Here is a 25,601-nt window from a genome sequence, read left to right on the forward strand (position 1 = left end):
GCACATAAACTAATATGCACAAAGCGGAATTTCATCGTCTATAGAAAGAGCATGTCGAAGGAAGAGCCAAAAGAGCTGCGGCGGGGCTGGACGACGGGAGCCTGTGCGACAGCAGCCACCAAGGCGGCGTATCAGGCCCTTTTGACCGGCGATTTCCCGGATCCGGTCGAAATCACCCTGCCCAAGGGTGGCACGGCCTCCTTTGCGCTGACCCGGCATACGCTTTCAGGAAAATCGGCGTCCGCCGCCATTATCAAGGATGCGGGGGACGACCCCGATGTGACCCATGGCGCCTTGGTCAGTGCGACCGTCAACCTGCTGCCTCCTGATTCTGGAGTAATCTTCAGGGCCGGAGAAGGTGTCGGTACCGTGACAAGGCCTGGCCTGCCGATCCCGCCGGGCGAACCTGCCATCAATCCGGTGCCGCGCCAGATGATGCGGACCGCAATCGATGAGGTTTCCCAACTGAATGGCGGGGCCGGCGATGTCGAGATAACCGTCTCGATCGAAGGTGGCGCAGAGCTTGCCCTCAAGACGATGAATCCCAGGCTTGGCATCCTCGGCGGCCTGTCCGTACTTGGCACGACCGGCATCGTCCGGCCGTTTTCCTGCGCTGCGTGGATTGCGTCCATTCATCGGGGCATCGATGTTGCGCGCGCAGTCGGGCTCTCACATGTGGTTGGCGCAACCGGCGCCAGTTCCGAAGACGCGGTCAAGGCCCGATACGATCTGGATGAAACCGCCTTTCTCGACATGGGGGATTTCGCCGGCGGTTTGCTGAAGTACCTGCGCAGTCATCCGGTCGACCGGCTGACCCTCGCAGGCGGATTTGCGAAGTTCACCAAGCTGGCTCAAGGGGCGCTGGATCTGCATTCGGCCCGCAGCTCCGTCGACTTCGAATTCCTGCAGGATCTTCTGCGTCAGGAGAACGCTTCCGCAGATCTGATCGAACAAGCCGCCTCGGCCAATACGGCCAAGGAAGTGCTGGATACCTCCCTGGCTGCCGGTATCGATCTCAGCGGCCCACTTGCGCGGCGAACGAAGGACGCCGTCCGCCAGATCCTGCGCGATGCACCGGTGGATGTGGAAGTTCTGGTCACCGATCGCCAGGGCAAGGTGCTGGGGGAAACAGGCTTTGACCGCTAAGGCAGATCATATCCTGCTGCTCGCCGGAACAAGCGAAGCCCGGCAATTGGCCAGAACGCTGGCGGAAACTTTTCCGGAAAGTCGCCTGATCGCCTCTTTTGCCGGAGCGGTTCGCGATCTGCCTGATCTTGGCGTCCCGACACGCGTCGGCGGTTTTGGCGGCTCTGAAGGTCTGCTGGCTTTCATGCGGCACGAAGGGATCACCGTCATTGTCGATGCGACTCATCCCTTCGCTGCCCAGATGAGCCGTAATGCGGCCGAGGCAGCCAAGATGCTCAAGGTACCGCTTGTGCGCCTGGAGCGTCCATGCTGGCACCCCGGTGAAAGCGACGCCTGGACAAATGTCCTGACAATGGACGATGCGGCCAAGGCCCTTCCTGACGGCGCGCGCGCCTTCCTGGCCATTGGCCGCAAGGAGATCGAGCGCTTCACCCATCGAAACGATATTTTCGGTCTTGTCCGGATGATCGAGCCGCCCAAAACACGATTACCTTCCACCTGGGAGCTGATCCTCTCCCGCCCCCCGGCATCTGCCGACGAGGAAGTTTCGCTGTTTCTGGAAAAGAACATCACTCATGTGGTGACGAAAAACAGTGGTGGCAGTCGTTCCTACGCCAAGATCGAGGCTGCGCGGGTCCTGAAACTTCCCGTCATCATGATCGCCCGGCCAGAACTACCGGAGGCCGAAACTGCTCCAACGAATGCAGCGCTCGTTGACCGGTTACGGCAGATCCTTGCACGTGAGAGCTAGCGCGAAACGCCGGACCTGGAAAATCTGATTTTCATCAGGGCAAACAGAAAGCGCGGTATGCCGATGACATAGCGGCGGAACAGGCGGCGAGGTTCCTGCAACAGGCGGAACAGCCACTCAAGGCCGGCTGCCTGGAATATCTTCGGTGCGCGGACAACGGCCCCGGACATGAAGTCAAACAGCGCCCCGACCCCGATCGCGACCGGTACAGCCAGCGCCGACCGGTTCTCAACGATGAAATTCTCCTGCCTGGGGTTCCCCATGGCAACAAGCAAAAGGTCCGGCCTTGCCTCGTTGATCCCCCGGCACAAGCTGTCCAGTTCATCGCTTGCGAAATAGCCATCCCGGTAACCGACCACCTGGTGCTTCGGATAGGCAGTCTCGATATGCTCCTTGGCAAGGCGAACCTGTTCTTCCTTGGCGCCGAGCAGATAGATCCGCAGCGGAATGCCGATGTTCGCCAGGATTCGGGGAATCAGGTCCGTCCCGTTCAGATTTTCCGGAAACGGCTCTTCCCTGAGCAGCTTGCTGGCAAGGCTCATACCGATGCCGTCGTTCAGAAGCGTCATTTTCTGGAGCGTTGCAGCGTAGCGGGGATCATCCATCGCTGACAGGAGCGTATGGGCGTTGCAGATGGCAATATCGAGGTTCTGCTGCCTTTGAACGGCGGCTTCGACAAGCTGGATGGCATCCCGGGAGCGAAGACGCCCGATGGCAAACGGACCGATAGCGGTTGCTTCGATCCGGCACCCCAGCAGTTCACTCTCGAAATCTCTTGCCAGCATTCCGTTCCCAGTCTCCCCGATACGTTCGTCCCGGTTACGACGGCGGCGAACGCATTAGAGCAATATCCGATCGGTCTCTAAGCAGTTGTAAACATAGCCGTTAGAAAGTTCGTAGTTACCGATATTTAATGGGCCTGAACGGCAGACTGAATCGGATGGAAAATCAGTCGGCGGTTTCCAACGGTTCACGCCATCCCCGCTTCGGCACGTCACTACGCTCAAACCGCGTCCGCTCCTTGAGCGCCTTGGCAGGATTACCTGCATAAACAGTCCATGGAGCCAGGTCTTTCACCGTCACCGCACGCGCTCCCAGGACAGCTCCCTCACCGACGCGAACCCCGGGGCCAACAAAGGCTTCAGCGGCAACCCAGCTATAGGCTTCCAGAACGATGGGTTTTGCGATCAGCAGGAACTTGTCGTCGTTGATGTCGTGCGTTCCCGCGCAAATGTGCGCACGTTTGGAGACGACACCGTACCGGCCGATCGTGACAGGGCCCATGTTGTAGATATCCGCACCGTCTGCGATCGCGGCGAAATCCTCCAGGATCAGGTTGCCCGGATGCCATATCCTGGCGGATGGAGCCACATAGACACCCTCCCCCACTGTCGCTCCGAACTGTCGCAAGAGCCACCGACGCCAACCATGCAACGGCTGCGTCCAGGAGGCCAGAAGGAACCAGACAATGCCCCAGAGGATACGGAACAGCCTGTTCTTCAGGCCGAAGCTTTGCGCGCCGAGCGCTCTGGCGTCCCTGTCTTCGTCGATCTGGTTCGGCATTCATCGTCCTCCTGCGCAGTTTCCTTCAGCAGGTTGTTCGTGAAACGTGTTCCCGGCCAACATGGGGACGCCACTCAACCTTGGGGGCTGCCTGCCGGCAATGTGACGAACTGTCGTTTAAAGTTAGTTATTTTTGTCGATTGTACATTTTCGCTGTCCCATGACGCTCCAGAATGAAGCCGTTGGTGACGCTAGGTCGCGGCATTCACTCTTTATTGAAACGTGATGAGAGAAGTTTGCCCCGAAAATGAAGATCAAACAGGCTGATGGAACGACCTGCGGCCTTGTTGCAATCAAAGACCGATGAGCGCGGTGCAACCGTTCTGCCGCCAATATTCGCTGCCGAGGGAAACAATGGACACAAGAGCAGAATTCGGTGAACCGGGTGCAGCAGCGCCCCTCATCCTGCATCTGAGCGCCGACTACCCGAACCCGCAGCAATTCCATCGCAGAACCACCGCAATCGAGCGTCTGGTCACCGGCGTGGACTTTGGCAGGCACATCGTCGTCACGATGGACCGGACCAGCTTGCCCTGGCAGGCCAGCTTCAAGGATTGCGGTGAGATAAAAGGCGTGCGGCTATACTCCTACCGCTATTTCGGCCTGCCGATGGGTATAGGTCTCGCCTCGGCGATGCGACGTATCGCAAGACATGTGTTTAAGACGCTGAGGACCGAGCACGAGACGCCTGTCCTTGTTCACGCACATAAACTCTCGTTTGAAGGCATCGCGGGATTGTGGCTGGCAGAACGGTTTGGACCGGATACCCGGCTGTTCATTTCCGTTCGCGGTGAATCCGAGCGCAAGATACTGCTGTTCAAGCCGACGTACCGGAGCCTGATGCGCCGGATCGCGGCACGTGCAGACAAGATCTATCATATCTCTGCCTGGTTCCGGGACACCTACCACAGGCATGTTCCGGCGCAGCCTGAGAAGGAAAGACTGCTTCCAAACATCGTTGGGAACTCCACCAGCAAAGTGCCGGTGAAGGATCCGATCCCCCGGTTCGTCAGCGTGTTCGATCTGGACATGCGCCGCCGGAAAGGCATGTCCGACCTGCTGCAGGGATTTGCCGTTTTCCAAAAAACACACCCGGACATCGGACTGGACCTGATCGGCCCCGGCAGTGCGGAGGCCGTGGAAGCGGCGAAAAAGGAAATTGCCGAACTGGGTCTCGGTGACAGCGTACGGATCCTTGGACCGATGAACAGCAAGGACCTGTTCGAGGTTCTGCCGCACTATCTTGCGATGGCATTGGTCAGCTACAACGAGACCTTCGGGATGGTCTACCTGGAAGCGCTGTTTGCCGGTTTGCCGATTATCTACGGCAAGGATACGGGTATCGACGGTTATCTTGATGACATCGATGTCGGCATCGGCGTGAAACCCGGTGATGTCGCCGGAATTGCGGCCGCTTTCAAGGAATTGGCGGAAAGATCAGCTCACTTTCGCAGCCAGATAGTAACAAGCGAGCAAATCTTGCACGACCGGTTCAACCCTGCAATGATCCTTGAAAGTTACCGTCAGGACCTGGAAGCTGTCTTGACGCCAGATCAACAACGGAGCCGAACGTGACCGCAAAAAAGTCGAAGCGCCTATGGTCCTGGCTGACCGCGCTTGCTTTTGGTCTGGCTTTCCTCGTTTTCGTTGGTGGTTTCCTGTATCTGGACGAACGTCAGAACGCCATCGCTGCCGGAACTCAGGCAGCGAAGGAGGAGACGATTTCGATACCCATATTCAAACGGGGTATCAATGTTTCCAGACTTCAAAATTTTGCCTATCGGGATCCCGAACGGCCGGGAAAATATCTCTGGCCACCGTTCCGGGGCGAATTGTCCAAGGTCTCCGACGCCGAACTTGAACGCCTGCGCACGCTCGGGTTCGACTTCATTCGCTTTCCGATCGACGCCGGCGTCTTTCTGGCCGCGACGGACAGCGAACGCCGTATCTTGCTGGATGATACGAAATCCATAACGGTTCGCTTACTGGACAGCGGCTTTACCGTGATGGTCGATCTGCATCCGGCTGCGTATCTCACGGAATGGGCACCTGTCGACATTTTGAGCGATGCACCCGATGGCCCGCGCTTTCGGGCCTACTCCGATCTTGTGGAAGAAGTCGCCAAGCGGATCCGCGATCTGCCGACGGACAAGGTCGCACTGGAACTGATGAACGAGCCGCAGGGCGTCTGTTTCGAAGAAGACAGCCAAGACTGGTCTGTCTCTCAAAAGCAGCTGTATGACAGGGCGCGCAGTGTTGCGCCAGACCTGCCGATTGTCCTTACCCCGGGCTGCTGGCGGTCAATGGAAGGCCTCGAGTACATGAGTCTCGACGGCTACGACGACAAGATCATCGTCGACTTCCATTTCTACGAGCCCTTCTATTTCACCCATCAATCCCTTCCGTGGGTATTGGACCCTCTCCGCTATATCGCAGGCCTCAGCTATCCCTGGACGGCGGGTGACGTGGAGACTGCCGAAGAGAGGACACGTCAGCATATCGCCGCCCTCAAGGCAGCCGATGACGACGTTCCCGACTATGCCTTCGGCAAGGCGATGGACGGTATCAGGGACTACTATAAACGTGAAAGGCCCGACCGGAATTTCATTGAAAGCCGCTTTGACACGATCTCGCAGTGGGCGGAAAAACATGACATTTCCCCGGACCAGATTGTGCTTGGCGAATTCAGTGCTATCCGTCCCCCGAAAGGACTTCCGGACGATGGAAGCAGGCTTGCCTGGATCAGGGACGTCCGCACAGTGGTGGAGGAACGCGGCTTTGGCTGGGCGTTGTGGGACTACTATGAAGGCTTCGGTCTGATGACCGACAACGTCAAAAGAACCGTCGAGCCGGCTATGGTCGATGCTTTGGGGCTCAACGCAGACGCGCTATGAACCGTGCCATCCTGACACGACAGTTGATGCGGAATTTGCAGTCGACTGTGCGAAATCGTGACTGATAGATTGAGCTGACAGCTGCGAATCATGCCTAGTGACTGACCTAGCGGTGCGGGCCGGCAGAAAGCTTCTGCAGCTGCAATTGATCTGGAGACTGGGATTTGACAGTTCACCCCGTTGAACAGTCCGGGCCACAGGCCGCCATGCACGGGCAAACGTTGCTGGACAGGATCTTCAACTGGATTCCGGTGCTGCTGCTCGCCTATCCGATGTTGATCAGCCCATTCTTTCTGGTGTCTTCCGGAGGTGAAGACACCGCGGCGAACATCAGCGCGTCAAAGTCCAACGCACTGAACCAGTTGTTCTGGATCTGCCTGTTCATGGTTCTGCTGATATCGGCGGGGCGGCGCTTGCTCAACGCGTTTACGGTTCTGAAAAGTCCGCTTATCTGGATCCTGATGCTTTATCTGCTGCTCGCCGTCACGAGCGTGCTCTGGTCTCATGCACCCGGAATTGCGTTTCGCCGCGTGGTTTTGCAGATCATCATTGTGATGAGCCTTGTGATTTCGGTTTCGTTCACGGACGACGCCCGCTCACTGCTAGGCCGACTGATGCTGCTTATGAATACCGTTGTTCTGATGAATGCGGTTGCAGTCGTCCTGCTACCGCCGACACCGATCGGTCACGCAGGCATCTACACCCAGAAAAACAATCTGGGCGCGGTCATGGCTTTGGCCATGATGTTCAATATCTACGGGTTTCTGGTTTCGCGCGGTTTTCTGAAACGTTTCGGTATGCTGATCATTTCGGCACTGGCTTTTGGCCTGCTTGTTCTCAGCCAGTCGAAAACATCCCTCGGGCTTGCCGTCCTCATGCCGGTCATCGCCTATATTGCAGTCGGCATGGCGTTTCTCTTCCGTATCAATGCCGCATTGCTGCTGATCTTCGGAGCGATTACCGGCGCCGTTCTTCTGTCCTTCCTCTCGCTCCTTACGCGGTTCGGGTTCTCGGACCTGTCTCTGTTCCTGTTCAACGACGAGACCTACACCGGCCGGACGTTCATCTGGGCGTTTGTCGTGGATGTGATTTCCAGAGCCCCGGTACTTGGCCAGGGCTATGCGTCTTTCTGGGCCACGGGGTCCGATTCAATTGCCTTCCGTGAGGCGCCGGGTTTCGTCATTTTGCTGATCCAGGCTCATAACGGTTATCTCGATGTCATGCTCGAACTCGGCATTGTCGGAATTACGCTATTGTTCCTGGTTATCCTGACCGCTCTGTTTTCCGCAGCCCGGGTCGTTTCGCTGGACTACCGGATAGCCTTTCTCTGCTATTCGTTAATCCTCTTCGTCACCTGTCACAACATGCTGGAAAGCGCCTGGTTTCGTTCCTTTTCCCTGAACTGGCTGATTTTCTTGCTTGCCGCGCTGCTGCCGCATGCAGTGGTTCGCACCTGGGACAATCGTTCGCAGAACTAGTGCTTTTCTGTCTGGCCGCAGGCAAATGACAGCGGGCTTCGTGGTGTCGGAGCACCGTAGTCTTGCCGCAAATTAGCAGTTCACTAACCATAAGTGCTTACAAGCAATAAGACGCATGCCCGCGAGGACATAAGGTGACTTTTTGTGGACCCCAGACAGGTAGAAAACCCGGCTTACGATAAGGCGGCCCTTCAAGGCCGCGATGCCATTGCTCTGGACATCCTGTCCATTTTTCAGGTCTTGCGCCGCCGCATCTTCCTGATCGCGGCAATCGCATTTGTTTTTGCAGCGTTGACTGCCGCCTACTCCCTGACCATCACACCGATTTTCAGAGCCTCCTCGCAAGTCCTGTTCGACCCAACCGTCCGCCAGCCCTTCGATGACCCGAACCGCCCGAGCCGCACGGGACAAGGCTCGGAAGTGATCGACAGTCAGATGTCGGTCATCCATTCCGACACTGTGCTGCGCCCCGTCGCCCGGGAAAACAACCTGGCTGAAGATCCTCATTTCGGCGAAGGCAAGCCGGGTCTGATGAGCCAGTTCAAGAGCCTGATCTTCGGGGCAACCAAGAAGGACGCGGCAACGCTTGAAGCGCAGGAAACCGCCGCGGTCGAAGCTCTTGCAGACGCAACCAGCGTCAAGCGCGTTGGTCAGACCTTCGTCATCAACATTGCCGCGGAATCCCCGTCACCGGTCCAGGCTGCCGTTCTGGCGAATTCGATCGCCGAGAGCTATCTGTCCGACCAGAAACGGCAGGTTGACCTGGCTTCGGACGAAGCTGCCGCCCAGATCGATGATCGGCTGGTGGATTTGCGGGAACGCCTGAGGCAAGCCGAAGAAGAAATCCAGAAATTCCGCGCGGCCAACAAGCTGCAGAACTCCGACGAGGGGTCGCTGCTGACGGGACAGGAACTGACCGGACTGAATTCCAGGCTCATCGATGCACGAGCAGCACTGGCAGAGGCAACCGCCAAATACGATGAGATCCAGCGGGTTCTGCAAAGCGGTGTCGACGCGGAATCCATCGGAGATGTGGTCAATTCCCCCACGATCTCCTCACTTCGCCAGCAATATGCCACGGCTGCACGCACGGAAGCTCAGCTGATGGCCGATCTTCTGCCCTCACATCCCTCTGTCGTGCAGGCAAGGTCCCAGCTGGAACGGTTACGCAATCTCATCCGGGACGAAATCAGGCGGATTGCGGAATCCACACGTATCGATGTCCAGGTCAATCAGGAACGGGTTTCCAGGCTCGAGCAGCAGCTCGATTCCACGCGAAATCTTTCCGACGTCGACCAGGCGGCTTCCATCAGGTTGCGTGAATTGGAAACGGAAGCACAGGCAACTCGGCAGCTTTATGAGATCGCTCTGAGCCGGGCCAAGGAAATTTCGCAGCTCGACCAGGTTGTTCTGCCCAACGCCCGCATCATTTCACCTGCCATTCCGCCGGAAAGCCCGGTCTACCCGAAACGGAAGATCATGGTGGTGCTGGCCGGAATCCTGGGTCTGCTGTTCGGCACCATAATCGCCGTTGGCGGCGAAGCCATTCGCATTGCCAAAAAACACCTGTTGCCGGAGATCCTGCAGCCCCCCCAACCTGCAATGGCTGTGGCCGGCCCTGCGCAGTCGCTTGCTCCCGTAACCACGGCTGTCGACACCTCCCGCGATGCACGCTCATCAGTGGGGTTGCCGGGATCGCGGACGAGAAGCAAACGCACTCCCTCCAGGCAGGTGCCCCAATCAGATCCCGGGCTGAAAGTTATCAGCCAGTTGCCCTGGCTGACGGAGACCGACGAAAACGGCAGTGTCCGTCCGCTCAGTTCTGACGCCATCTCTGCCGTACAAGACGCGATAGAGCAGTTTTATTCGGACGAAGCCGGACCTGGATGGTCTTTCGGACAAGGCGTTGACCAGATCGTTGCATCCATCCAGAGCGCGCCTGCCCAAAACGGCACCCGTATCGTCTTTCTGACCTCTCCCGCCCTTGGCCATGGCCAGACCATTGCTGCCCTCGCCCTCGCCCTCGGGGCGGCTCAGCGCGGATTGCACGTGCTCCTTGCCGATGGTGAACCGAAACAGCGAATGCTCAGCCATGACCTGAGCATCGACGATGTGGAAGACATTGGCGGAACGCTTCGCGAAAGGGTCGTCGACTACGACGAGCTGGATATTTCCTTTCTGTCGCTGGTCTCCGGATTGCCGAAGTACAAGCACCACCGGATGAACATCCGCGAAGCTTTCGATTTCGCAGACATCGCGCGTGACTACGATCTTGTAATCATCGATGGCGTTGCCCTGCCGCAACTTGTTGAAGATGATCCGCTCGCAGGTCTTTCGACGCAATTCCTGGTCACGGTTGCCGAGCGTGAAGAAGATCAGATCTCGATGCCGATCCTGTCGCGTGACCTGCTTACGATCGCAGAAGGTCGACCTTCCGGTCTCGTTCGAACGATGACCGGCACTCCGCCGCCATCACGCCGTAAATACGCGTGAAACGGATCGGCTGAGGCATCACTTGCGAGATCTTGAAGCGGAGACTTTCGCAACGAATTCGGTCAACAGGGCGAACATCTGTTGACGGGCGGCGATAGGTGTCAGGTTATGATCCGCATCCTGCAGGCCGTGCATCTCGATGTTCGGATAGGCTTTCAATCCGTGCCGGTCGACGCCGAACCAGTTGTGTAACTCAAGAAGCCCCCGGTCGTTGTCGCTATAGACGAGAGACACCGGGACATCACGTTGCTCTAGTTTCTGAAGGCGACCGGTCAGGACGTTGAAGAGCCGGTAATGGCGTGACAGATTGCCAAGAACAGGAGCCAGGGTTCGGTCGACCTTCAACTTCACGGGCCGGGTTACCTTTTTCAGAGCGGAAACCAGATTGATTTCCCCTGACAGAACCCGTTTCAGGGTCGCTGTATCGACCGCCTTGCGTCCATAACTGGACAGCGTCTGTATCGGCTCACGGATTGCCTTGTCCACGTTTTCGTCGGGATCCCAGACCAGTTTGCGTGAATTCACCAGAAAGGCCGCATTGACGCGGTCATCGTCTGCAGCCGCCAGAAGGGCGAGATAGGCACCGCTGCAACGGCCGAACAGGATAATGTTTTTCGCCCCGGTCCGTTCCTTGACGAACCCGACGGCGGCCCTGACATCCTCAAGTTGCCTGTCGGAATAAAGAACCTGGGACGGCTGATCCGGCCAATAACAGCTCTCACCGATACCAGCCAGATCCGTGCGCAGGACCGCGCAGCCGCTTTCTGCAAGAGACCTGGCAAAGCCGACCGACATGCGTGCCCAACCAATGGAATGGTCATATCCGGAATTGAGCATGATCACCGCCGTTTCCGCACATTTGCCACGGGGGCTCGCGAGCACGCCGAAGAACATTTTGTCGGGCCCGAAACGCAGCGCCTCCTCCTCGACATCTGGCAATGGCTCCGACACAGCAGAGATTTCGGCAAGAGGTGCTGTCTCCAATTGCCCTGCCGGGAAATTGGCCTTTACCCACGCTACCATCCGATCCAGCGTTTGAACCGGGGGGACGGACAGAGTCGGGTCGGACACGTAGTCGACGTACCCCTCAAACGACAGGCTCTCGAACGCCAAACCGTTTTCGGCGTAGTGATCTGCAAGTTTCTGATCGCCCGGATGGTCGGTCCTTTGAACAAGCAATGTTTTCAATCCGGAGGGCAATTCCGTCTTGTAGAGATTGAGCGATTTGATTTCGTCGGCTGTTGCGGCCGAGAGCACGAAACCGCCTGCCATCAACCCGCCCTCGGGACCATCCGACGCACTGACCAGGAACGTCGGCTGCGTCAACGCAGTCCAGGCTGCGAGTTCCCGCAGATAAGCGCGTCCCTGGGCCACTGGCGCCAGTAGCACTTGTCCTGCAATCTCTCCGTCTGCTGCCAGGTTGCTTGCGAGACCTGCACCTATCCCCTGTCCGACCACTACAACCCGATCCGGGTTTGCCAATCTCTTGAGTTCGGAAAGGGCTGTTCGAACGGAAGCCTGCCATGCCGACTTGCCCTGAATGTCCGCGCTGTCACCGTGTGAATTCGCGGTTGCCGGATAGTCGAACCGCAGACATGGGTACCCGGATGCAGCGAATTTTTCGCCGAGCATCCTGTAGCTTTTCCGGGAACATAGCTCTTCATACCCCCAGGGGCTCAAAAGCAGGATTGCTGTTCCTCCCGCAGCTGGATGAAAATAACCAGCAAGCCCATCGAACGAGATCGGCAAGGCCACAGCAGACGTTCCGGCAACAGGTGTGGCAGAGGAGGTATCAAAACCTTGCCGGTTCATATCACGTGCGAGCTCCAGCTTCATGGCGGGTGGAAGGCGGTCTTTCCAAATTCCGGGGCATCTTGCGCCTTTTTTCTAAGCCATTGTTTAATAATGCTGCAGGAACTTCTGGTGCATTAAAAGATCGTCTCACATCCTGTTGATTGCTTCCAACTCTGCTTCGGAGCCCAGTCTGAATGGAAAAAGTTTCCGTCGCCATAGCGAGCATTGGCCGTGAAACCTTGCTCGATACGTTACGTTCCCTGGCGGCGGTGACCAAACCGGTCGGGATAGAACTCAACGTGCTGGTGGCCGACGATTCCAAATCCGGTGCGGCGACCAAACTCGTTGCCGGTCATCCCATCAAGTCGCTGGACGTGACCTGCCTTGCCGTGGCGAGCGGTAATATCTCTTCAGCCCGCAACGCATTGCTCGATGCAGCTGATGGCGACTGGCTGATATTTGTCGATGACGACGAATGGGTGGAGCGCGATTGGCTGGAAAAACTCTTCGCCTGCCAGAAAGACTTCAACGCAGACGTCGTGATCGGCCCGGTAAAACCACGCTATCCGGACAATACGCCCGAGTGGATGCGGCTCGCGAACCCGCTTTACACCGACTGGGGGCACCGGGGAAAACGGCTTTACACCGGCCGGGGCGGCAACACGCTGGTGCGGGTTGGTTTTGTTCGTGCGCTGGAACTGAGATTTGATGAAGCCTATGGCCGAACAGGTGGCGAAGACACCATCTTCTTTGCTCAAGCAGCCGAACGCGGGGCACGTATCTTTGCCACGGACGATGCGATTGCCCACGAACATGTTCCACAAGACCGATTGTCGACGAAGTTCATTCTCAGCCGCGCGACACGGTCAGGCCAATCCTATGGCCAGATGCGTCTCGCCCGGCATCCAGACCCTTTCTGGCACGTTTTTTTCGCAATTGGAGCACTGGTAAAATGTGGAGTTGCCGGTGTTTTAGCGCTCGCATTCCGGCTTCTCGACCGGGGACGGTCTTTCCGGATGCGGCAAAAACTTGCGCTCAATACAGGCAAGCTGCGCGCTGTATTCAACCTGCCTCTTGCAGAGCTCTATAGAAAACCGGATTGAACCAGCTGGCGCCTACGCCTCGGACATGCCTTCAAATGCGGAATTTCGCGCGCCGTGCGAAGGCATAGAGGGAGCTTTTCAGGCGCTTCTTGGCGGAAAACATCGGTGGGATGTCACGATCCGGGTCGAAGCCATTTGCAGGCGAAAAGCGCGGACAGAACCATGCCGTCTGATAGGCAAGTCCTGGTGTGCTTGTGAAGACCCGCCGGTACCCGGCTTCCTTGAGACGATGCAAAACGTTCGCGTCCAGAGCACCGAACGGGATCGCCGCTTCTGTGACAGCAGCCCCTACCGCATCCTCGATTTTCTTTCGAGCGTCGTAAAGTTCCCGTTGAAAGCCGGCAGCATCCAGCTTGCGCCAGTCGACATGGTCGTGGCCGTGGCTGCCGATGACCGATCCCGTCGAAACAATCTCCCGCATCTGTTCAGCGGTCAGATAGCCCTTTGCCCCGATACGTGCAGCCAGAACGAAAAAACGACCTGGCCGGCCCGCCTCCACAAGGGCTGGCAACCCAACCTCGTAATCAGACAGGTTGCCGTCATCAAAGGTGATTTCCAGCTTCACTCCGTGTTTCTGCTCAAGTGCAGGAAGGTGTTCAATTGTGCGCTGGTAAGTCTCTATCGGGACGAAGTAATGGTTCTCTTCCGGCGAAACAGGCACCGCTGGTACACCAATGCCGTGGAAAGTGAGAACCTGCGTTTTTGCCAGCATTTTTTCTCCGCCTTTTCGAACAGGACGCCAGATCCTTGACGCAGGGAAGTTAAAATAGTTTGTGCAGGTTCGCGTTGCCTCCCTATTAACGGCGCAGTCAGGTTTGGCGCCTAGTTTCTGTTGCGACTTATCCAGGGGGCAGATTAAAAAATCCGCTCCTGCGGTCCAAGGCCAGCGGCCACGGGTCCCGCTTTTTTCGATCAACGGCCCACGCCTCGAGGCAATTTCGTGTCAATGAATTCCAGTTCGGCATCGAGAAAATTTCGCGCGCTCTATGACAAGGCCCTTGGCCTCTCACGACGCCCGCTTGTTGCCAATACAATTTCCTACACGATCAATTTTGGTCTCTTGCTCGTCATTCAGCTCGTCTTTTTCCTGTTCATTTCGCGTGCCTTGGGGGCAGCAGACTACGGTCTTTTCATCACCATCGTCAGTGTCTCCATCATGGCCGGTTTCCTGGTCGGTTTGGGCAGTGAATACCTTCTCCTTCAGCGGGTCGCGGTTGAGCCTCAGTCTTTCGGCAGATACCTCGGGCATTCCCTGATCATGATGGGAATTACCTTTCCGTTTGTCCTGCCCGGGACAATCGCTTTGTTGTACGTCCTCATCGGCGATACCGTTCCGCTATCGACTATCGCGATTGTCACTCTTTCGGATCTGCTCCTCACAAAGCTGGTGATCTTGTCCGCGCAATCCTACATGGCCTTCGACCGGGCCAGAAAACAGATTGTCATCAATGTTCTGGCTGCTTCGTTGAAACTCGCCTTCTTGTTCGTTGCCACGCTTCTCCCCGGAAGTCTCACGCTCCAGGAATGGGCGTGGTGGTATTTCGCCGCCGGAATTCTGTCTGCTCTTGCGGCTTGCTGGCTTGTTTTGCGTGATCTCGGCCGGCCGACTTTCACCCTGATCCGGGACGACCTGAAGCTCAGCCTTCTCTATTGCATCGAGTTTTTTGCCATCGGCGGCATGAAGGATCTGGACAAGCCGGTGGTCGTTCACACTTTGAGCGCAGATGCAGGCGGGCAGTACGCAGCCGGGTTCCGCATCATCGACGCAGCCTCCGCGCCCGTCAGAGCGTTTCTTTATGCAACCTACACCCGCCATTTTCGCCAGGCACAAGATGGGCAGGCAAGCAGCCTTGCTTTCGGCGTCAAGCTGTTGCCGGTGACGGTATTCCTCGCCCTGCCGGTCGCGGCTTTCCTGTTGCTGATCGCCGGTTTCATCCCCCTTGTTCTGGGTGAAGATTTCGCAGAAACACCGACCGTCGTGATGTGCCTTGCGTTTTATCCGCTCCTGATGGGGTTTTCCGGTGTAGGCGCTGACATCTTGCGGGCTACCGGACGTCAACGGGTGCGAATGGCGCTGCTCATCAGCACAAGTCTTTTGTTGATACCTGTCGTCAGCCTTGGAGCTGCGCTAGGAGGCCTGGCCGGCGCAGCGCTTTTCCGCTTTGGCATCCAGATTGCTTTGACCGCGGGCACCTGGTTCTTCATTTTCTGGACAAAGGTACCTGCGCCCGAACCAGACGAAACCGCAGGCTGATCCGTCGCTTCCAGAAAGGCGTCAGAAAGGCACGCGCCCGGCGAAGTTCAAGGCCGTAAGTTGCCCTTTGGGGGCTGCCTGATTATCGCATTCTTCGTCTGGCGTTTGTTGCAGTCGAATGCACTTCGCCTCGCCCGGAGCCAGATGGAACCAGTTGTCCTCCGCCTCAAATCCGGGAATGGAAACGACGGTCGATTGCAGGAAGCGCCTGGCACGGATCATCAGCGACCATCTGCCGGCCTCGTCCTGTTCCACACTCACCTCGGGAGCATCGAAATGGCGATGCTGTCCTCGGCCGAGCGGGAAATGATGCGCCTCGGAAATGAGTTCTCCGGTTTGCGTATCGAACAGACGCACCACGGTTACATCATGCGAGGGTGGGCCGAAACGATAAGCGTAGGTGACGTCGAAGAAGGCTCCGATCAGGTCCACCGCATTGAGCGTCTGCGCACTGTTTGGCGCCAACAACAGCTCCTTGTCTCCTGAAACCACCGGCAGCTGGCCATCCCTCAGGCAGGCAATGCTGATACTGACCGACTTTTCCTCCGCCCGTTCGTTGAGGACGTGAATGGCAAGGCCGTTCGTGCCTTCATCGGTGACACAGGCGATTACCGGCCTGAATACGCGCTTGAGGGCATACCACGCGGGTTTGGGCCGTCCGGCTGCATCAACAAGTCCCCACCCGGCACCAATCGAGAGGTCGGAAAGGGTCCAGACCAGTGCGCCCTGGCAATTGGACCCTGGCCGTCGCCATTCGGAAAAGGTCTCGGACATGACCTCACCGGTGACCGCCCGTCCGAGGTCGAGATATCTGTCCGGATCGCCGTAGCGAAGCGCGGCCGGATCGACATCATAGAGCAGCTTCAGATAGTGATCGCGCACATCCTCGAAGTCCCAGCCGGCGCCGCGGTCCCGCGGTACCCGTGCCTTCCAGCGTGGATCATGCCCCGGTTTCACCGGCAATCCTTCTTCCAGGCTTTGCTGGACGGGAATGTTGGAAAACGCGAGGCACTCACCTGCAAATCGGACATCGGCCCGCCTTGCGTCTTCCAGAGGCCGCAGATATGCCCCAACGCCGTAATAGTGCGCGATGCCGTCGTTCGGCGAAAACGGCAGGACCCCGCCGCAGGGCGAATTTGCTGCATAGGGCACATCCGGCCGCAGCGCTGTGGCAATAGCCGGCAAGATCTCCTCGCACAGCGGCCCCTTCCAGCGATCCTCGGAAAGCCCCATCATGGCGCCCTGCTGGTAGATCTCGCTTCCTCCGCACAGAACGGCAAGTGAAGGGCTGCCCATGCTTTCATCGAGCTGATCGCGCAGTTCCGCCTCAACCTCCGCGACGAAGGCGGCATCCTTCACGGGATAATCGTAGTTGGCGAACTGGAAATCCTGCCAGACCAGCAGGCCCAATTCGTCACATAGCTCAAAGAAGGCGCGGCTCTCGTAAAGCATCGTCCCGCCGATGCGCAGCATGTTCATGCCTGCGTCTCGGGCTTTTTCCAACAGCGGGCGATAGGTTTCGCGGCTGGACGACAGGTTCAGGAGATCCGCATTGGTCCAGACGGCGCCCCGGCAGAAGACCGGCACACCGTTGATTTTCAGGCCGAAGCCGCGTCCATCCGCACCGTGGTCCACCTCGATCCGGCGGAAGCCTGTCTTGCCCAGCGAAAGAGAATTGTCAGCGGCCTGAACGGTTACGTCGTAAAGAGCAGGCTCGCCGTGTGTGTGCGGCATCCAGGGCTTGGCGCCCTCAGGACGGACGGTCGCCGCATAGCAACCGTCGTCCTGAAGGCTCATCTTCGCCGATGCTCCCGCGCAAGTCAGCACCGGAACGACATCCGTATTTTCGAGCCTGACCGTAACTGACAGTGCGGCAGTGCCATCCGGAGCCAGGTCCGCAAGAATATGCTTTTCAACAATACGCGGTGTCGTCTCGGGTTCGAGCCGGATCGGACGGTATGGACCAACCGCATGGATTTCCGGGCACCAACCGGGCATGTGACCGAGAAGCGTCGTCCGCACGAGCCTCAGCCCCTGGCTGGTTGCCAACTGAGGTTTCCACCGGGCGCGCGGCCCCTTTGCATTCAAGTGCGGCTCTAGCGCGCGAAAGCAGATTTTCAGAACGTTGCGATCGGCCAGTTCCACGGGAACACTGTATTTGCGGAACATGTTCCGGCTGGACAGCACCTCAACGTCGTTCAGGAAAACCTCGGCAATGGTCGCCAACCCCTCCAGGTGCAAGCGATACCGGCCCGGCGGGGCGTCGAACCAGGCTTCATACCAGACGTCCTTGCCATGAAGGGGAACGGGATTTTCCGGGTCGTAAAGTCCTGCTTCCGTAAGAGCACCGGCGACGGTTCCCGGAACGTGTGCCGGAACGAAATCCCACTGGTGCCCCGTCGAAAGCGAGGTTTCAAAGGCACCGGGCTCTGTCATCGACAGTGCCCAGGTCACTTCACCCAGGTCGATCATTCAAGCCCCGGCAGCGCTGACTACGGGAGTAAAACGTGTTTCCTGATCACCGTAGTGGGTGTCGAGAAGTTGCATCAGGTTGTCCCAGGCGTTGACCGCCGGCAGCAAGCCTTCGTCCAGCCCCTGGAACTTCTTGCGCATGACGGCGCGCGCCAGTTTGAACTGCACCATCTTGCAGGTGGAGGAAATGGTCTTGGCCATCTGCACACCCTCGGTCAGATCGTCCCTGCCTTCCGTCACGAGCCATTCGAGATAGGACGAAAACAGCTCGAAATTCGCACCGAGTTGGCGCAGCGTGTTGAAGGCATACAAGTGGAAGAAGCCGAACTCGCGTTCGCAGATCTTTTCCACCTGTGCCGGGAAGACCTGTGCAAAGGCTGCAATCGGGTTCTGCTTAGGGCGGCGCTTCAGGTGGTGGCGCAGAAGGCCTTCCGAAACGTTCAGGATGTGAGCCGGCGTTGGCAGTGTGTCCGGAACCTTCACGAATTCCGTATATGGCAGGAAGGGCGTCGGCTTTTCATGTGCACCGCGCTGGAACACCCCGTCGAAATCGTCGCCTTCCAGCCTGTGCAGGCCCAGACCGTGGAAATATTCCATTGTCCTGGCTTCAAAATCCATCCAGTTGACTGCGATCGTCGTTTTGCCGTGGGCCTCGTGATAACCAACACCGTGTGTGTCCGGCAGGAAATAGCTGTCGACTTCGACCAGTGACAAGCGGCCGCGTTCGATCTGTTGCTGGACGTGGGCTTCCACCCGGTCGTAGATCGCAAGTTCCGTGACCTTGAGACCATAAAGCGCTTCCAGATCCTCCAGCGGCACCTTGAAGAAGGTGAACTGGTCTCCTTCAAAATCCTGGGTGACCGAATAGGACAGACAAGCCTCCGCCGGCAGGCCAAGGGACGGCAATACCTCGATCCAGACATCAAGATAGCAGTTGGTTTCGGGCCAGTCCCGGTCCTGGGAATGGAGCGGGCTACGCACGTAGGTCGCCGCATTGAAGCGGTCAAACACGGCTTGCGTCATGTTGCGTCCCCTCATCCCCAAAGCGTGGCACGGACGCCTTCAGGCCATTTGGACGTGTCGAAACCATGATGGCGGAAGAGCGCCAGCGCCAGTCGTTCCAGACCGAAGCCGACACAGGCGGTGTGGGCAGGCGTTCCATCAGCCTGACGGATGTTCCAGGCCTTGCCGAAGTTGTCCATGTGGTAATTGAAGCTCATGCAGGCCGTCGGCTTTTCTTCCGACGTGATCGGCACCAGCATTTCGAACTTCAATTCCTGCTCACGCTGGCCGGACGCCATGATCTTGCCGGCTCGGCCGAAGAACGGATCGTTGGCGACATCAACGTGATGCGGGAGCTGCAGCCGCTCCATCATGTCCGAGCCGCGCTGTTTCCAGGTCTCGCGGAAATCCATGGTCTGTTCGGCAGAACCGACACGCACGTATTCGCGCTGACGGAACATCTGCATCCGCGCCGGATCCTTGGAAGGCTCATGGCGGAAGCAATAGGACTGCAGCGCAACGTAGGCTCCCTCTGCCGGCAATGCACCACGGCGCGAGAGGATCGGATAAAGCGGATAGCAGGCAGCAGGTGTCAGCGCCACCTGGGTCGGTTTCTGATCCTTGGACCAGTCGTCGCCAGCCGCCATGCATTGCAACAGCCCCATGTGGTCATGGTCGTTGCCGCAAAAGGCATGCACTGTTCCTGCCAACTGCGGGAAGTTCTTCATGTAACCGCTGGTTTCGAAATCCTGCATGGTCATTCCCGGCGGGAACACCATTGCTTCGGAGATCTCGTCCTGACCGTACGTGAGGGCAAATTTTTCGAAAAGGGCAATAACGTCTTCAAATTCGCCGCTGCGGGCATAGAGGCCGTCGACGCCGCTGTCATGCAGGACGCCTTTGGCAAAGAGCTGATCCAGAAAAGAGATTTGCGCGTCCATCATTACCCCAAAAGACTGGTGTCTTGTTTGTTGACCAGGAGCATCGTGGACGTGTTGCCCAGAATACGGTCGTTGGAAATCATCAGCTGCGCCGAATGGGCGTCACGCAGGTGGCGTCCGAGGCTGAACGGCGTACCGTTCTTGTAGCCTGCGATCCCGCAGATCAGCATGCAGTGGTTGATGATTGTCAGGATCGTCTGTGACGTGCCGATCTTCACGTTGTTCATGGCAACGGAGAAGCTCATGGCATTGAGCGCATCGCTGTCGCCCTTGCAGCCTTCGAACTGTTTCAGGCCGGCAACGACGTTGGCCTTGACCAGCTGCAGCAGGCTTGACGCCTCCGCCAGACGCAGGGCTCCCGGAGGAACCTGGCCGGGAGCCTTGCGCGCAGCGTTCTTCACGAATGCCTGCCCACGGGCAACTGCATCAGCAGCGATGCCATACCAGAGCGCGCCCCAAAGAAGATGGGAAACGGCCAGCATGGATTGGGCGGCAATCTCCGCAAACGGGCGCGGCAGGATCTGCTCGGCCGGAGCTTCCGCCTTGAAAATATAGCCGTCGGAACAGGTTCCACGCATGCCGAGCGTATCCCATTTGCTGGTCTGCTCAAGCGTGTACTGATCCTTCAGGAAAATGGTCGCAACCTGGTCGGAATGAGCCGCGTCGACATGCCGGCGGGAGGTCACCATGATGGCGTCCGCATTGGCGCCGTAGGAAATCACGGTTGCATCCTTGGTCAGGCGCACGGTGTCACCCTCGACCTCGACCGCACAGATCGAATTGCGCAAATTGCCGCCGATACCCGCCTCACTGGTTGCTGAGGCGATCAGAAGCTGCTCATCGCAGATCCGCTTCTGGAAACCTTCGTGCCAGGCACTGCCTACGGCGTAATCCGCCAGGCTGGCAATCTGGATCTGGTGCATGGCATAAGTCATCGCGGTGGCCGCGCAGGCTTGTCCAAGAATTGCGCAAACATCAGCAATCTCGGTCAGCGTTGCACCTTCGCCGCCGAATTCCGGACGGATCATGACACCCATCAGGCGTTCCGCTTTCAGGGCGTTCATGCCTTCAACAGGAAAGCGGCCTTCCACATCAACCTTGTCGGCAAACTCGGAAGCGACCTTGGCGGCCCGCTTGGCGCGATCTGCCAACCCCATGGCAGTGATCTTGGCTGCGGCGGTCATGGATTACGCAGCCTGCTCTTTCAGGATTTCGGTCAGAGCTGCGTCGATCGCATCAATGGAGGAGAAAGACTTGCGGTTCAGCAAATGCTCCGGAAATTCGATATCGAATTCTTCCTCGAGCGCCAGCATCACCTGGACGGATGCAAAAGAAGACAGACCGGCATCGTAGAGGTCAGCACCGTCCGCGACGTCGTCGATAGAAACCGGCAGATTGCCGTGTTTTGCCAGCAGGGTCCGAATGGTCTGTTTCATTTTAGTCCTTACCATTTTCTAACGGTTACACTTGAACCGGTCCTTGGGTTCCGAGACGTCATTTAGGCCAAAAAACGATAAACTGTAATTAAAGGGCATGGTAAAAAATTACAAAACAGGAACTATTAAAATTTGTTAAGTTAACACTTCCTCAATCATAAAAAATCTTTCAAGACACTCAACATTACCGCAGAGTATTCGCTCCAAAAACTTAAATCATTCTACCGAGAACACCGTCCTTGCGCACAAGACCGTGATATAGCGCGGCGGCAATATGCAGCACCACGGCGGCAGTGAAGAGCAGCCCGAGCACAAGATGAATCTGAAAAAGCTGGTCTGCCAACGCGCGGTCCTTGGCGACAATGGCCGGCATGGTGAACAGGCCGAAGACCGAGATTGCCGCGCCATAGGCGGAGGTAGCCACCCAACCGATGAAGGGATTGACCAGCAGAAACCCGTACAGAAAGGCATGGGTAGCCTTGGCGGCAAATTTCTGCCAGAGCGGCATGCTTTCCGGCAAGGGCGCGGGTTTGTGGGTCAGCCGGTAACCGAGACGTGCCAGGGTCAATATCATCAACACGATGCCGACCGAGCGATGGTAATCGAACAGCTGGTTCTGCAAGGGGCCACTGTCGATCCGGATCATGACAAGGCCGGCAGGCACCATTGTCAGCACCAGAATGGCGGTCAGCCAATGGATCAACCGGGCAATCGGGCTATAGCGTTCATCACTTGCGCCCATATCGCACCTCTCCTCTCCTGCCTGCACACAGTTTAGGCAGCCCACCCGGTTTCAACAAGTCCCGGGAGGGAGCCGGAACCCCGTGTCTTACGGCAAGGCAGTGAAATCGACGTGACCGACGCTAAGAGTGAGTTGACCTGAAGTGATGTGTTCCTGCCGCAGCGACCACCATTGCGCCAGTTCCGCCTCGTCCAGCGCGACTTCCCTGCCGACGTTGCACCAACCCCCGAGAAGCTCTTTCAGGAAATCCGCTGACGAACTGTCTGCCTGCCAGTCAGACCGGCCCTGCACCACCTTGTAGCCTCGATCCCGAAACAGTTCGATGGCACGCATGGCAGCGGCTGGACCGAGGGCCGGACCGAACCCCTTGTCAGACAGCTGATGCGTGTTGTGTGCGGCCAACAACGCGGCATCAAAGGAAAGTTGCGGGGTGAACACCGCGCGGCCATCGTAGGTCAAGCTTGCCAGAAACGGCTTTCGCGCCTTCACGACCTGATCGACCAGCCGGACAAGAAACGGCTCTGCGACCAAGTCCAGAAAGGCGGATGTAGTCACCGCGTCAACCTCGGCAAACGGCAGCTCCTCCAGATCGCTCGCAAGGTCGATCTGCCGCGTTGTTACCCTGCCCTGCCAGCGCTGCCCGGCAACTTCCAACAGAGCCGGATCGTAGTCGGTCAAAAGCCATTCGATCGAAGTGCTTCGATGCCGAGCAAGAGCCGAGACAGTCGATCCTGCTCCACTTGCAAGATCCATTATGCGCATCGGCTGACTGCCGAGAGCCGCGAAGAATGCGGTTTCCACTTCCTCATTGCGAGCCGCCAGATCGACCGGTTCGCGCAAGGCAAGCCACTCTGGTGAAAAACCACTCATCGGCCAGTATCCTGCAACAGGTCTGCAAACTTCCGTGCCGCGTCCGTCCAGTCCGGCAAGAGTTCAGCGGCCTTTCTGGCTTCAGCGCTCAATCCCGCACGTTTCTCGCGGTCGGAGATGAGTGTTTCGAGCGCGTCTCGCAAGGCATCGACATCCTCGACGCCGCAGTAGATGGCAGCTTTCTCAGGAAGTGTTTCCTTCACCGCGCCGCCACCGCTACCGATTACCGGCAAACCATGGGCAAGCGCTTCGGTATAAGCCATGCCGTAGCCCTCATACCGGCTTGCGAGCACGAATATCTCTGCCGAGCGATAAAAGTCGCCAAGGTCTTGCGCCGGAACCGCGCCGTGAAAGGTAATCCTGTCGAGTAGTTCCAGCTCACGCGCCTGGCCTAACAGCGCCTGGTAACATTCGGGATCCGCCTCAAGCCCGCCGACGATATCCAGATGCCAGCGCAACTCCTTGAGGCTTGCAAGGGCCGTCAGCAAGAGATCGTAGCCCTTGCGTGGCAGCAAGGTGCCGACCGACAACAGCCTCGTGACGTCGTTCTGTGGGCGTTTATACGGCTCAGGCTTTTCCGTGCCGGGCAGAACGGCGGTGATGCGGTCCGGAGATATGCCGAAAAGCTCCTCAACCTGGGTGCCTGTTGCGGGGCTGGTCACGATGATACGACGGGCAAAAGCCAGCACATTGTTTTCGCTCTGGAAAAGTGCGTCGGCCTGTTCCTTCGACAAACCGTTTTCGACGCAGAGCGGGTGGTGCACAAGCGCAACCAGAGTGATCCGGTCCTGCAGTCTTTCCATGGCTTCCGCCATTACGCCAAGTGCGAGACCGTCGACGACAACAAGCGATCCGTCCGGCACCGAAGACAGCCGGGCTTCGGCTTGCCGAAGCGTTTCTTCGGTGGGAAACGGAAAGCCGTCCCCAAGCGAAACCAGATCAACCTCCCAGCCAAGCGTGCGCAGACCGGCGACGATCCTGCGATCGTAGCCGTAGCCACCGGTCGGTGTGTTGAAATCTCCGGGATAGGCAAAGACAACTGCGGACATGAGCGGTCAGATCCCGGCTTCGTACCAGGCACGCGCGACGTGGGATTCGGAGATCGTCACGCGGATCGCCTTCAGTTCAGATCCCGGACGTCCGAGCTTGTCCTCTCTGGCAGCCTTGGCCAGATGATCATGGATGTGCTTTGTCAGAAACTCGGTCGTGGTGTTGATGCCTGCAAATTCCGGCACATCGTCGAGGTTCTTGTAATTCAGAGGCTGCAGGACTTCCTTCAACGCGTCATGCGCCCGGCCGATGTCGATCACCACGCCATTGGCGTCAAGGCTGTCGGCCAGAAACGCCGCATCGATGACAAACGTGGCGCCGTGCAACGCCTGGGCCGGACCGAACAGTTCTCCCTTGAAGGAGTGGGCAATCATGACGTGATCGCGTACTTCAACTGCAAACATCTTATCATCCTGAAATCATGAGGAAAATTGAGAGCTATTCAACTGACGCCTTGGTTGGTTCCGTCATATACGACGAGGGCGGCAAGCACATCTGACGCCTTGTTCAACAAATCGGGAAGACGATCCGGCAGATCGGCAAACGCCACCTTGTGGGTGATGAGACGGTCGAGGGCAGGATCGGCCAGGAGGCCAAGAGCTGTTTCCAGCCTGCGGCGGTAGGTCCAGCGGGCCTGCCGATCGATCGGGATCGTACCAACCTGACTGGAAACAAGCTTCAGGCGGCGGCAGTGAAAGTCTGCTCCGAGCGGAGCCGTGACCGCATGCGCGCCGTACCAGCTCAGCTCGACAATGGACGTGCCGTCGCCGGCACAGGCAAGCGCCGTCGCCAGTCCCGCCGACGTGGCGCTTGTGTGAAACACCAGATCCTGATTATCCGGCGCATCTTCCGGCAGTGCAAACTCCAGACCCAGCCCGATGGCAACTTCCGCCCGGTCAGGGTTTGTATCCACGACAGTTACTTTTGATCCGGGTAACCGTCCGGCAACGTATGCGGTCAAGAGACCGACGACACCACCGCCGACCACGCAGATGTGATCCCCCGGTGATGGTTTTCCGTCCCATAACGCATTAAGTGCCGTTTCCATGTTGGCCGCCAGGACGGCTCTTTCGGCGGAAACGCCCTGGGGAACCGGCACGCACGACATGGAGGGGAGCGTAAAGACGCTTTGATGAGGGAAGAGAGAAAACACAAGACAGCCGTTGAGATCCGGGTCGCCTGCAATGACCCTGCCGACGTTTGCGTATCCGTATTTAACCGGAAACGGGAAATCCCCCTCCTGATGCGGCGCCCGCATGCGCTGCCATTCACTCGACGGAACGTCGCCGCGAAAGACAAGGCCTTCCGTTCCCCGGCTTATCCCGCTAAAGAGCGTTTCGACCAGCACTTCGCCGGTTTGCATCTCATTCAAGGAAACAGTCTCCAGTCCGCATCGACCGGGCTCGGTGTACCACAGCGCCTGCGGTTTACCTGTGTCGCGCGTCACCGGTACGTCTGCGGTCATCCTTTATCCTCTGCGGTCATCAACCCTTGCCTTTGTCAACGTTAGGACATTTTGACATGCGCACTATTGCGATGATCGCTCCGATTGGAAGTCAAAAAAATGTTTCGGGTCTTTGACATGCCAAAATTCAATGGATCAATTGCTCCT

At 57.9% G+C, this 25,601-nt stretch carries 22 protein-coding genes; 8 read left to right on the plus strand and 14 right to left on the minus strand.

Annotation, left to right across the window (positions count from 1 at the left end; genetic code table 11):
* Positions 1 to 51 precede the first annotated feature (51 nt).
* Positions 52 to 1,146, plus strand: coding sequence for a cobalt-precorrin-5B (C(1))-methyltransferase (locus FIV03_RS26520; RefSeq protein WP_152511573.1), 1,095 nt, complete (start codon positions 52 to 54; stop codon positions 1,144 to 1,146).
* The gene (locus FIV03_RS26525; RefSeq protein ID WP_152511574.1) at positions 1,136 to 1,897 is read left to right on the plus strand and encodes a cobalt-precorrin-6A reductase; all 762 of its coding nucleotides are present in this window, start codon (positions 1,136 to 1,138) and stop codon (positions 1,895 to 1,897) included. Before FIV03_RS26520 ends, FIV03_RS26525 begins: the two co-directional genes overlap by 11 nt.
* Here FIV03_RS26525 and FIV03_RS26530 read toward each other — a convergent pair.
* Entirely contained in the window at positions 1,894 to 2,682 is a 789-nt protein-coding gene (locus FIV03_RS26530) for a WecB/TagA/CpsF family glycosyltransferase (protein ID WP_152511575.1), read from the minus strand. The genes FIV03_RS26525 and FIV03_RS26530 overlap by 4 nt on opposite strands.
* A gap of 163 nt (positions 2,683 to 2,845) precedes the next feature.
* Positions 2,846 to 3,460, minus strand: a complete 615-nt coding sequence (locus tag FIV03_RS26535; protein WP_152511576.1) for a putative colanic acid biosynthesis acetyltransferase — start codon at positions 3,458 to 3,460, stop codon at positions 2,846 to 2,848.
* A gap of 354 nt (positions 3,461 to 3,814) precedes the next feature.
* Here FIV03_RS26535 and FIV03_RS26540 point away from each other — a divergent pair, with 354 nt between their 5' ends.
* From FIV03_RS26540 to FIV03_RS26555, 4 genes are all read left to right on the plus strand, one after another.
* Positions 3,815 to 5,035, plus strand: a complete 1,221-nt coding sequence (locus FIV03_RS26540) for a glycosyltransferase (protein WP_173013956.1) — start codon at positions 3,815 to 3,817, stop codon at positions 5,033 to 5,035.
* On the plus strand, positions 5,032 to 6,354 hold the full coding sequence (locus tag FIV03_RS26545) for a cellulase family glycosylhydrolase (protein ID WP_152511578.1): 1,323 nt from the start codon (positions 5,032 to 5,034) through the stop codon (positions 6,352 to 6,354). Before FIV03_RS26540 ends, FIV03_RS26545 begins: the two co-directional genes overlap by 4 nt.
* Before the next feature lie 164 nt (positions 6,355 to 6,518).
* Positions 6,519 to 7,832 carry an O-antigen ligase family protein gene (locus FIV03_RS26550; RefSeq protein WP_152511579.1) on the plus strand — a complete coding sequence of 438 codons (1,314 nt, stop codon included), beginning with the start codon at positions 6,519 to 6,521 and terminating at the stop codon, positions 7,830 to 7,832.
* Between the two features lie 144 nt (positions 7,833 to 7,976).
* Positions 7,977 to 10,325: a GumC family protein gene (locus FIV03_RS26555; protein WP_152511580.1), complete on the plus strand. Its 2,349-nt coding sequence runs from the start codon at positions 7,977 to 7,979 to the stop codon at positions 10,323 to 10,325.
* Between the two features lie 18 nt (positions 10,326 to 10,343).
* Here the strand turns inward: FIV03_RS26555 and FIV03_RS26560 are convergent, their stop codons facing one another.
* On the minus strand, positions 10,344 to 11,957 hold the full coding sequence (locus FIV03_RS26560) for an alpha/beta hydrolase (RefSeq protein WP_173013957.1): 1,614 nt from the start codon (positions 11,955 to 11,957) through the stop codon (positions 10,344 to 10,346).
* A gap of 356 nt (positions 11,958 to 12,313) precedes the next feature.
* Between FIV03_RS26560 and FIV03_RS26565 the strand changes: the two genes are divergently transcribed.
* Positions 12,314 to 13,222, plus strand: coding sequence for a glycosyltransferase family 2 protein (locus FIV03_RS26565; protein WP_152511582.1), 909 nt, complete (start codon positions 12,314 to 12,316; stop codon positions 13,220 to 13,222).
* A gap of 31 nt (positions 13,223 to 13,253) precedes the next feature.
* On the opposite strand, the gene FIV03_RS26570 is transcribed toward FIV03_RS26565, so the two are convergent.
* Positions 13,254 to 14,138 (minus strand): polysaccharide deacetylase family protein, encoded by an 885-nt coding sequence (locus tag FIV03_RS26570; RefSeq protein ID WP_152511583.1) that lies wholly within the window; start codon positions 14,136 to 14,138, stop codon positions 13,254 to 13,256.
* Between the two features lie 30 nt (positions 14,139 to 14,168).
* On the opposite strand from FIV03_RS26570, the gene FIV03_RS26575 reads away from it, so the two are divergent.
* Positions 14,169 to 15,476 (plus strand): oligosaccharide flippase family protein, encoded by a 1,308-nt coding sequence (locus tag FIV03_RS26575; RefSeq protein ID WP_152511584.1) that lies wholly within the window; start codon positions 14,169 to 14,171, stop codon positions 15,474 to 15,476.
* A gap of 21 nt (positions 15,477 to 15,497) precedes the next feature.
* On the opposite strand, the gene FIV03_RS26580 is transcribed toward FIV03_RS26575, so the two are convergent.
* The 10 genes from FIV03_RS26580 to FIV03_RS26625 all read right to left on the minus strand — a co-directional run bounded on the left by FIV03_RS26580 (position 15,498) and on the right by FIV03_RS26625 (position 25,454).
* Positions 15,498 to 17,948 (minus strand): glycoside hydrolase family 2 protein, encoded by a 2,451-nt coding sequence (locus FIV03_RS26580; RefSeq protein WP_152511585.1) that lies wholly within the window; start codon positions 17,946 to 17,948, stop codon positions 15,498 to 15,500.
* Entirely contained in the window at positions 17,949 to 18,971 is a 1,023-nt protein-coding gene (locus FIV03_RS26585; protein WP_152511586.1) for a DUF1839 family protein, read from the minus strand.
* Between the two features lie 11 nt (positions 18,972 to 18,982).
* Positions 18,983 to 19,891: an amino acid--[acyl-carrier-protein] ligase gene (locus FIV03_RS26590; RefSeq protein ID WP_152511587.1), complete on the minus strand. Its 909-nt coding sequence runs from the start codon at positions 19,889 to 19,891 to the stop codon at positions 18,983 to 18,985.
* A 2-nt stretch (positions 19,892 to 19,893) separates the two neighbouring features.
* Positions 19,894 to 21,075 carry an acyl-CoA dehydrogenase family protein gene (locus tag FIV03_RS26595; RefSeq protein WP_152511588.1) on the minus strand — a complete coding sequence of 394 codons (1,182 nt, stop codon included), beginning with the start codon at positions 21,073 to 21,075 and terminating at the stop codon, positions 19,894 to 19,896.
* Between the two features lie 3 nt (positions 21,076 to 21,078).
* Positions 21,079 to 21,327 carry an acyl carrier protein gene (locus FIV03_RS26600; protein WP_006933785.1) on the minus strand — a complete coding sequence of 83 codons (249 nt, stop codon included), beginning with the start codon at positions 21,325 to 21,327 and terminating at the stop codon, positions 21,079 to 21,081.
* A gap of 211 nt (positions 21,328 to 21,538) precedes the next feature.
* The gene (locus FIV03_RS26605) at positions 21,539 to 22,069 is read right to left on the minus strand and encodes a cytochrome b (protein WP_152511589.1); all 531 of its coding nucleotides are present in this window, start codon (positions 22,067 to 22,069) and stop codon (positions 21,539 to 21,541) included.
* A gap of 87 nt (positions 22,070 to 22,156) precedes the next feature.
* Positions 22,157 to 22,939 (minus strand): class I SAM-dependent methyltransferase, encoded by a 783-nt coding sequence (locus FIV03_RS26610; RefSeq protein ID WP_152511590.1) that lies wholly within the window; start codon positions 22,937 to 22,939, stop codon positions 22,157 to 22,159.
* Positions 22,936 to 23,988 carry a glycosyltransferase family 4 protein gene (locus tag FIV03_RS26615; protein WP_152511591.1) on the minus strand — a complete coding sequence of 351 codons (1,053 nt, stop codon included), beginning with the start codon at positions 23,986 to 23,988 and terminating at the stop codon, positions 22,936 to 22,938. The genes FIV03_RS26610 and FIV03_RS26615 overlap by 4 nt, the downstream gene beginning before the upstream one ends.
* A 6-nt stretch (positions 23,989 to 23,994) precedes the next feature.
* The gene (locus FIV03_RS26620; protein ID WP_152511592.1) at positions 23,995 to 24,393 is read right to left on the minus strand and encodes a 6-carboxytetrahydropterin synthase; all 399 of its coding nucleotides are present in this window, start codon (positions 24,391 to 24,393) and stop codon (positions 23,995 to 23,997) included.
* Positions 24,394 to 24,431: 38 nt separating this feature from the next.
* Positions 24,432 to 25,454, minus strand: a complete 1,023-nt coding sequence (locus tag FIV03_RS26625; protein WP_152511593.1) for a zinc-binding alcohol dehydrogenase — start codon at positions 25,452 to 25,454, stop codon at positions 24,432 to 24,434.
* Positions 25,455 to 25,601 lie beyond the last annotated feature (147 nt).

It is taken from the genome of Labrenzia sp. THAF187b, from assembly GCF_009363375.1.
GTDB lineage: Bacteria > Pseudomonadota > Alphaproteobacteria > Rhizobiales > Stappiaceae > Roseibium > Roseibium algicola.

Excerpts from the sequence above, each read along its gene's own strand:
- FIV03_RS26610 (WP_152511590.1), bottom strand. The coding sequence starts at position 22,939 with ATGAGTGGTTTTTCACCAGAGTGGCTTGCCTTGCGCGAACCGGTCGAT.
- FIV03_RS26540 (WP_173013956.1), top strand. The coding sequence starts at position 3,815 with ATGGACACAAGAGCAGAATTCGGTGAACCGGGTGCAGCAGCGCCCCTC.
- FIV03_RS26615 (WP_152511591.1), bottom strand. The coding sequence starts at position 23,988 with ATGTCCGCAGTTGTCTTTGCCTATCCCGGAGATTTCAACACACCGACC.
- FIV03_RS26590 (WP_152511587.1), bottom strand. The coding sequence starts at position 19,891 with ATGGACGCGCAAATCTCTTTTCTGGATCAGCTCTTTGCCAAAGGCGTC.
- FIV03_RS26565 (WP_152511582.1), top strand. The coding sequence starts at position 12,314 with ATGGAAAAAGTTTCCGTCGCCATAGCGAGCATTGGCCGTGAAACCTTG.
- FIV03_RS26595 (WP_152511588.1), bottom strand. The coding sequence starts at position 21,075 with ATGACCGCCGCAGCCAAGATCACTGCCATGGGGTTGGCAGATCGCGCC.
- FIV03_RS26600 (WP_006933785.1), bottom strand. The coding sequence starts at position 21,327 with ATGAAACAGACCATTCGGACCCTGCTGGCAAAACACGGCAATCTGCCG.
- FIV03_RS26585 (WP_152511586.1), bottom strand. The coding sequence starts at position 18,971 with ATGACGCAAGCCGTGTTTGACCGCTTCAATGCGGCGACCTACGTGCGT.
- FIV03_RS26560 (WP_173013957.1), bottom strand. The coding sequence starts at position 11,957 with ATGCTCGGCGAAAAATTCGCTGCATCCGGGTACCCATGTCTGCGGTTC.
- FIV03_RS26620 (WP_152511592.1), bottom strand. The coding sequence starts at position 24,393 with ATGTTTGCAGTTGAAGTACGCGATCACGTCATGATTGCCCACTCCTTC.
- FIV03_RS26625 (WP_152511593.1), bottom strand. The coding sequence starts at position 25,454 with ATGACCGCAGACGTACCGGTGACGCGCGACACAGGTAAACCGCAGGCG.
- FIV03_RS26530 (WP_152511575.1), bottom strand. The coding sequence starts at position 2,682 with ATGCTGGCAAGAGATTTCGAGAGTGAACTGCTGGGGTGCCGGATCGAA.
- FIV03_RS26535 (WP_152511576.1), bottom strand. The coding sequence starts at position 3,460 with ATGCCGAACCAGATCGACGAAGACAGGGACGCCAGAGCGCTCGGCGCG.
- FIV03_RS26605 (WP_152511589.1), bottom strand. The coding sequence starts at position 22,069 with ATGGGCGCAAGTGATGAACGCTATAGCCCGATTGCCCGGTTGATCCAT.
- FIV03_RS26520 (WP_152511573.1), top strand. The coding sequence starts at position 52 with ATGTCGAAGGAAGAGCCAAAAGAGCTGCGGCGGGGCTGGACGACGGGA.
- FIV03_RS26575 (WP_152511584.1), top strand. The coding sequence starts at position 14,169 with ATGAATTCCAGTTCGGCATCGAGAAAATTTCGCGCGCTCTATGACAAG.
- FIV03_RS26580 (WP_152511585.1), bottom strand. The coding sequence starts at position 17,948 with ATGATCGACCTGGGTGAAGTGACCTGGGCACTGTCGATGACAGAGCCC.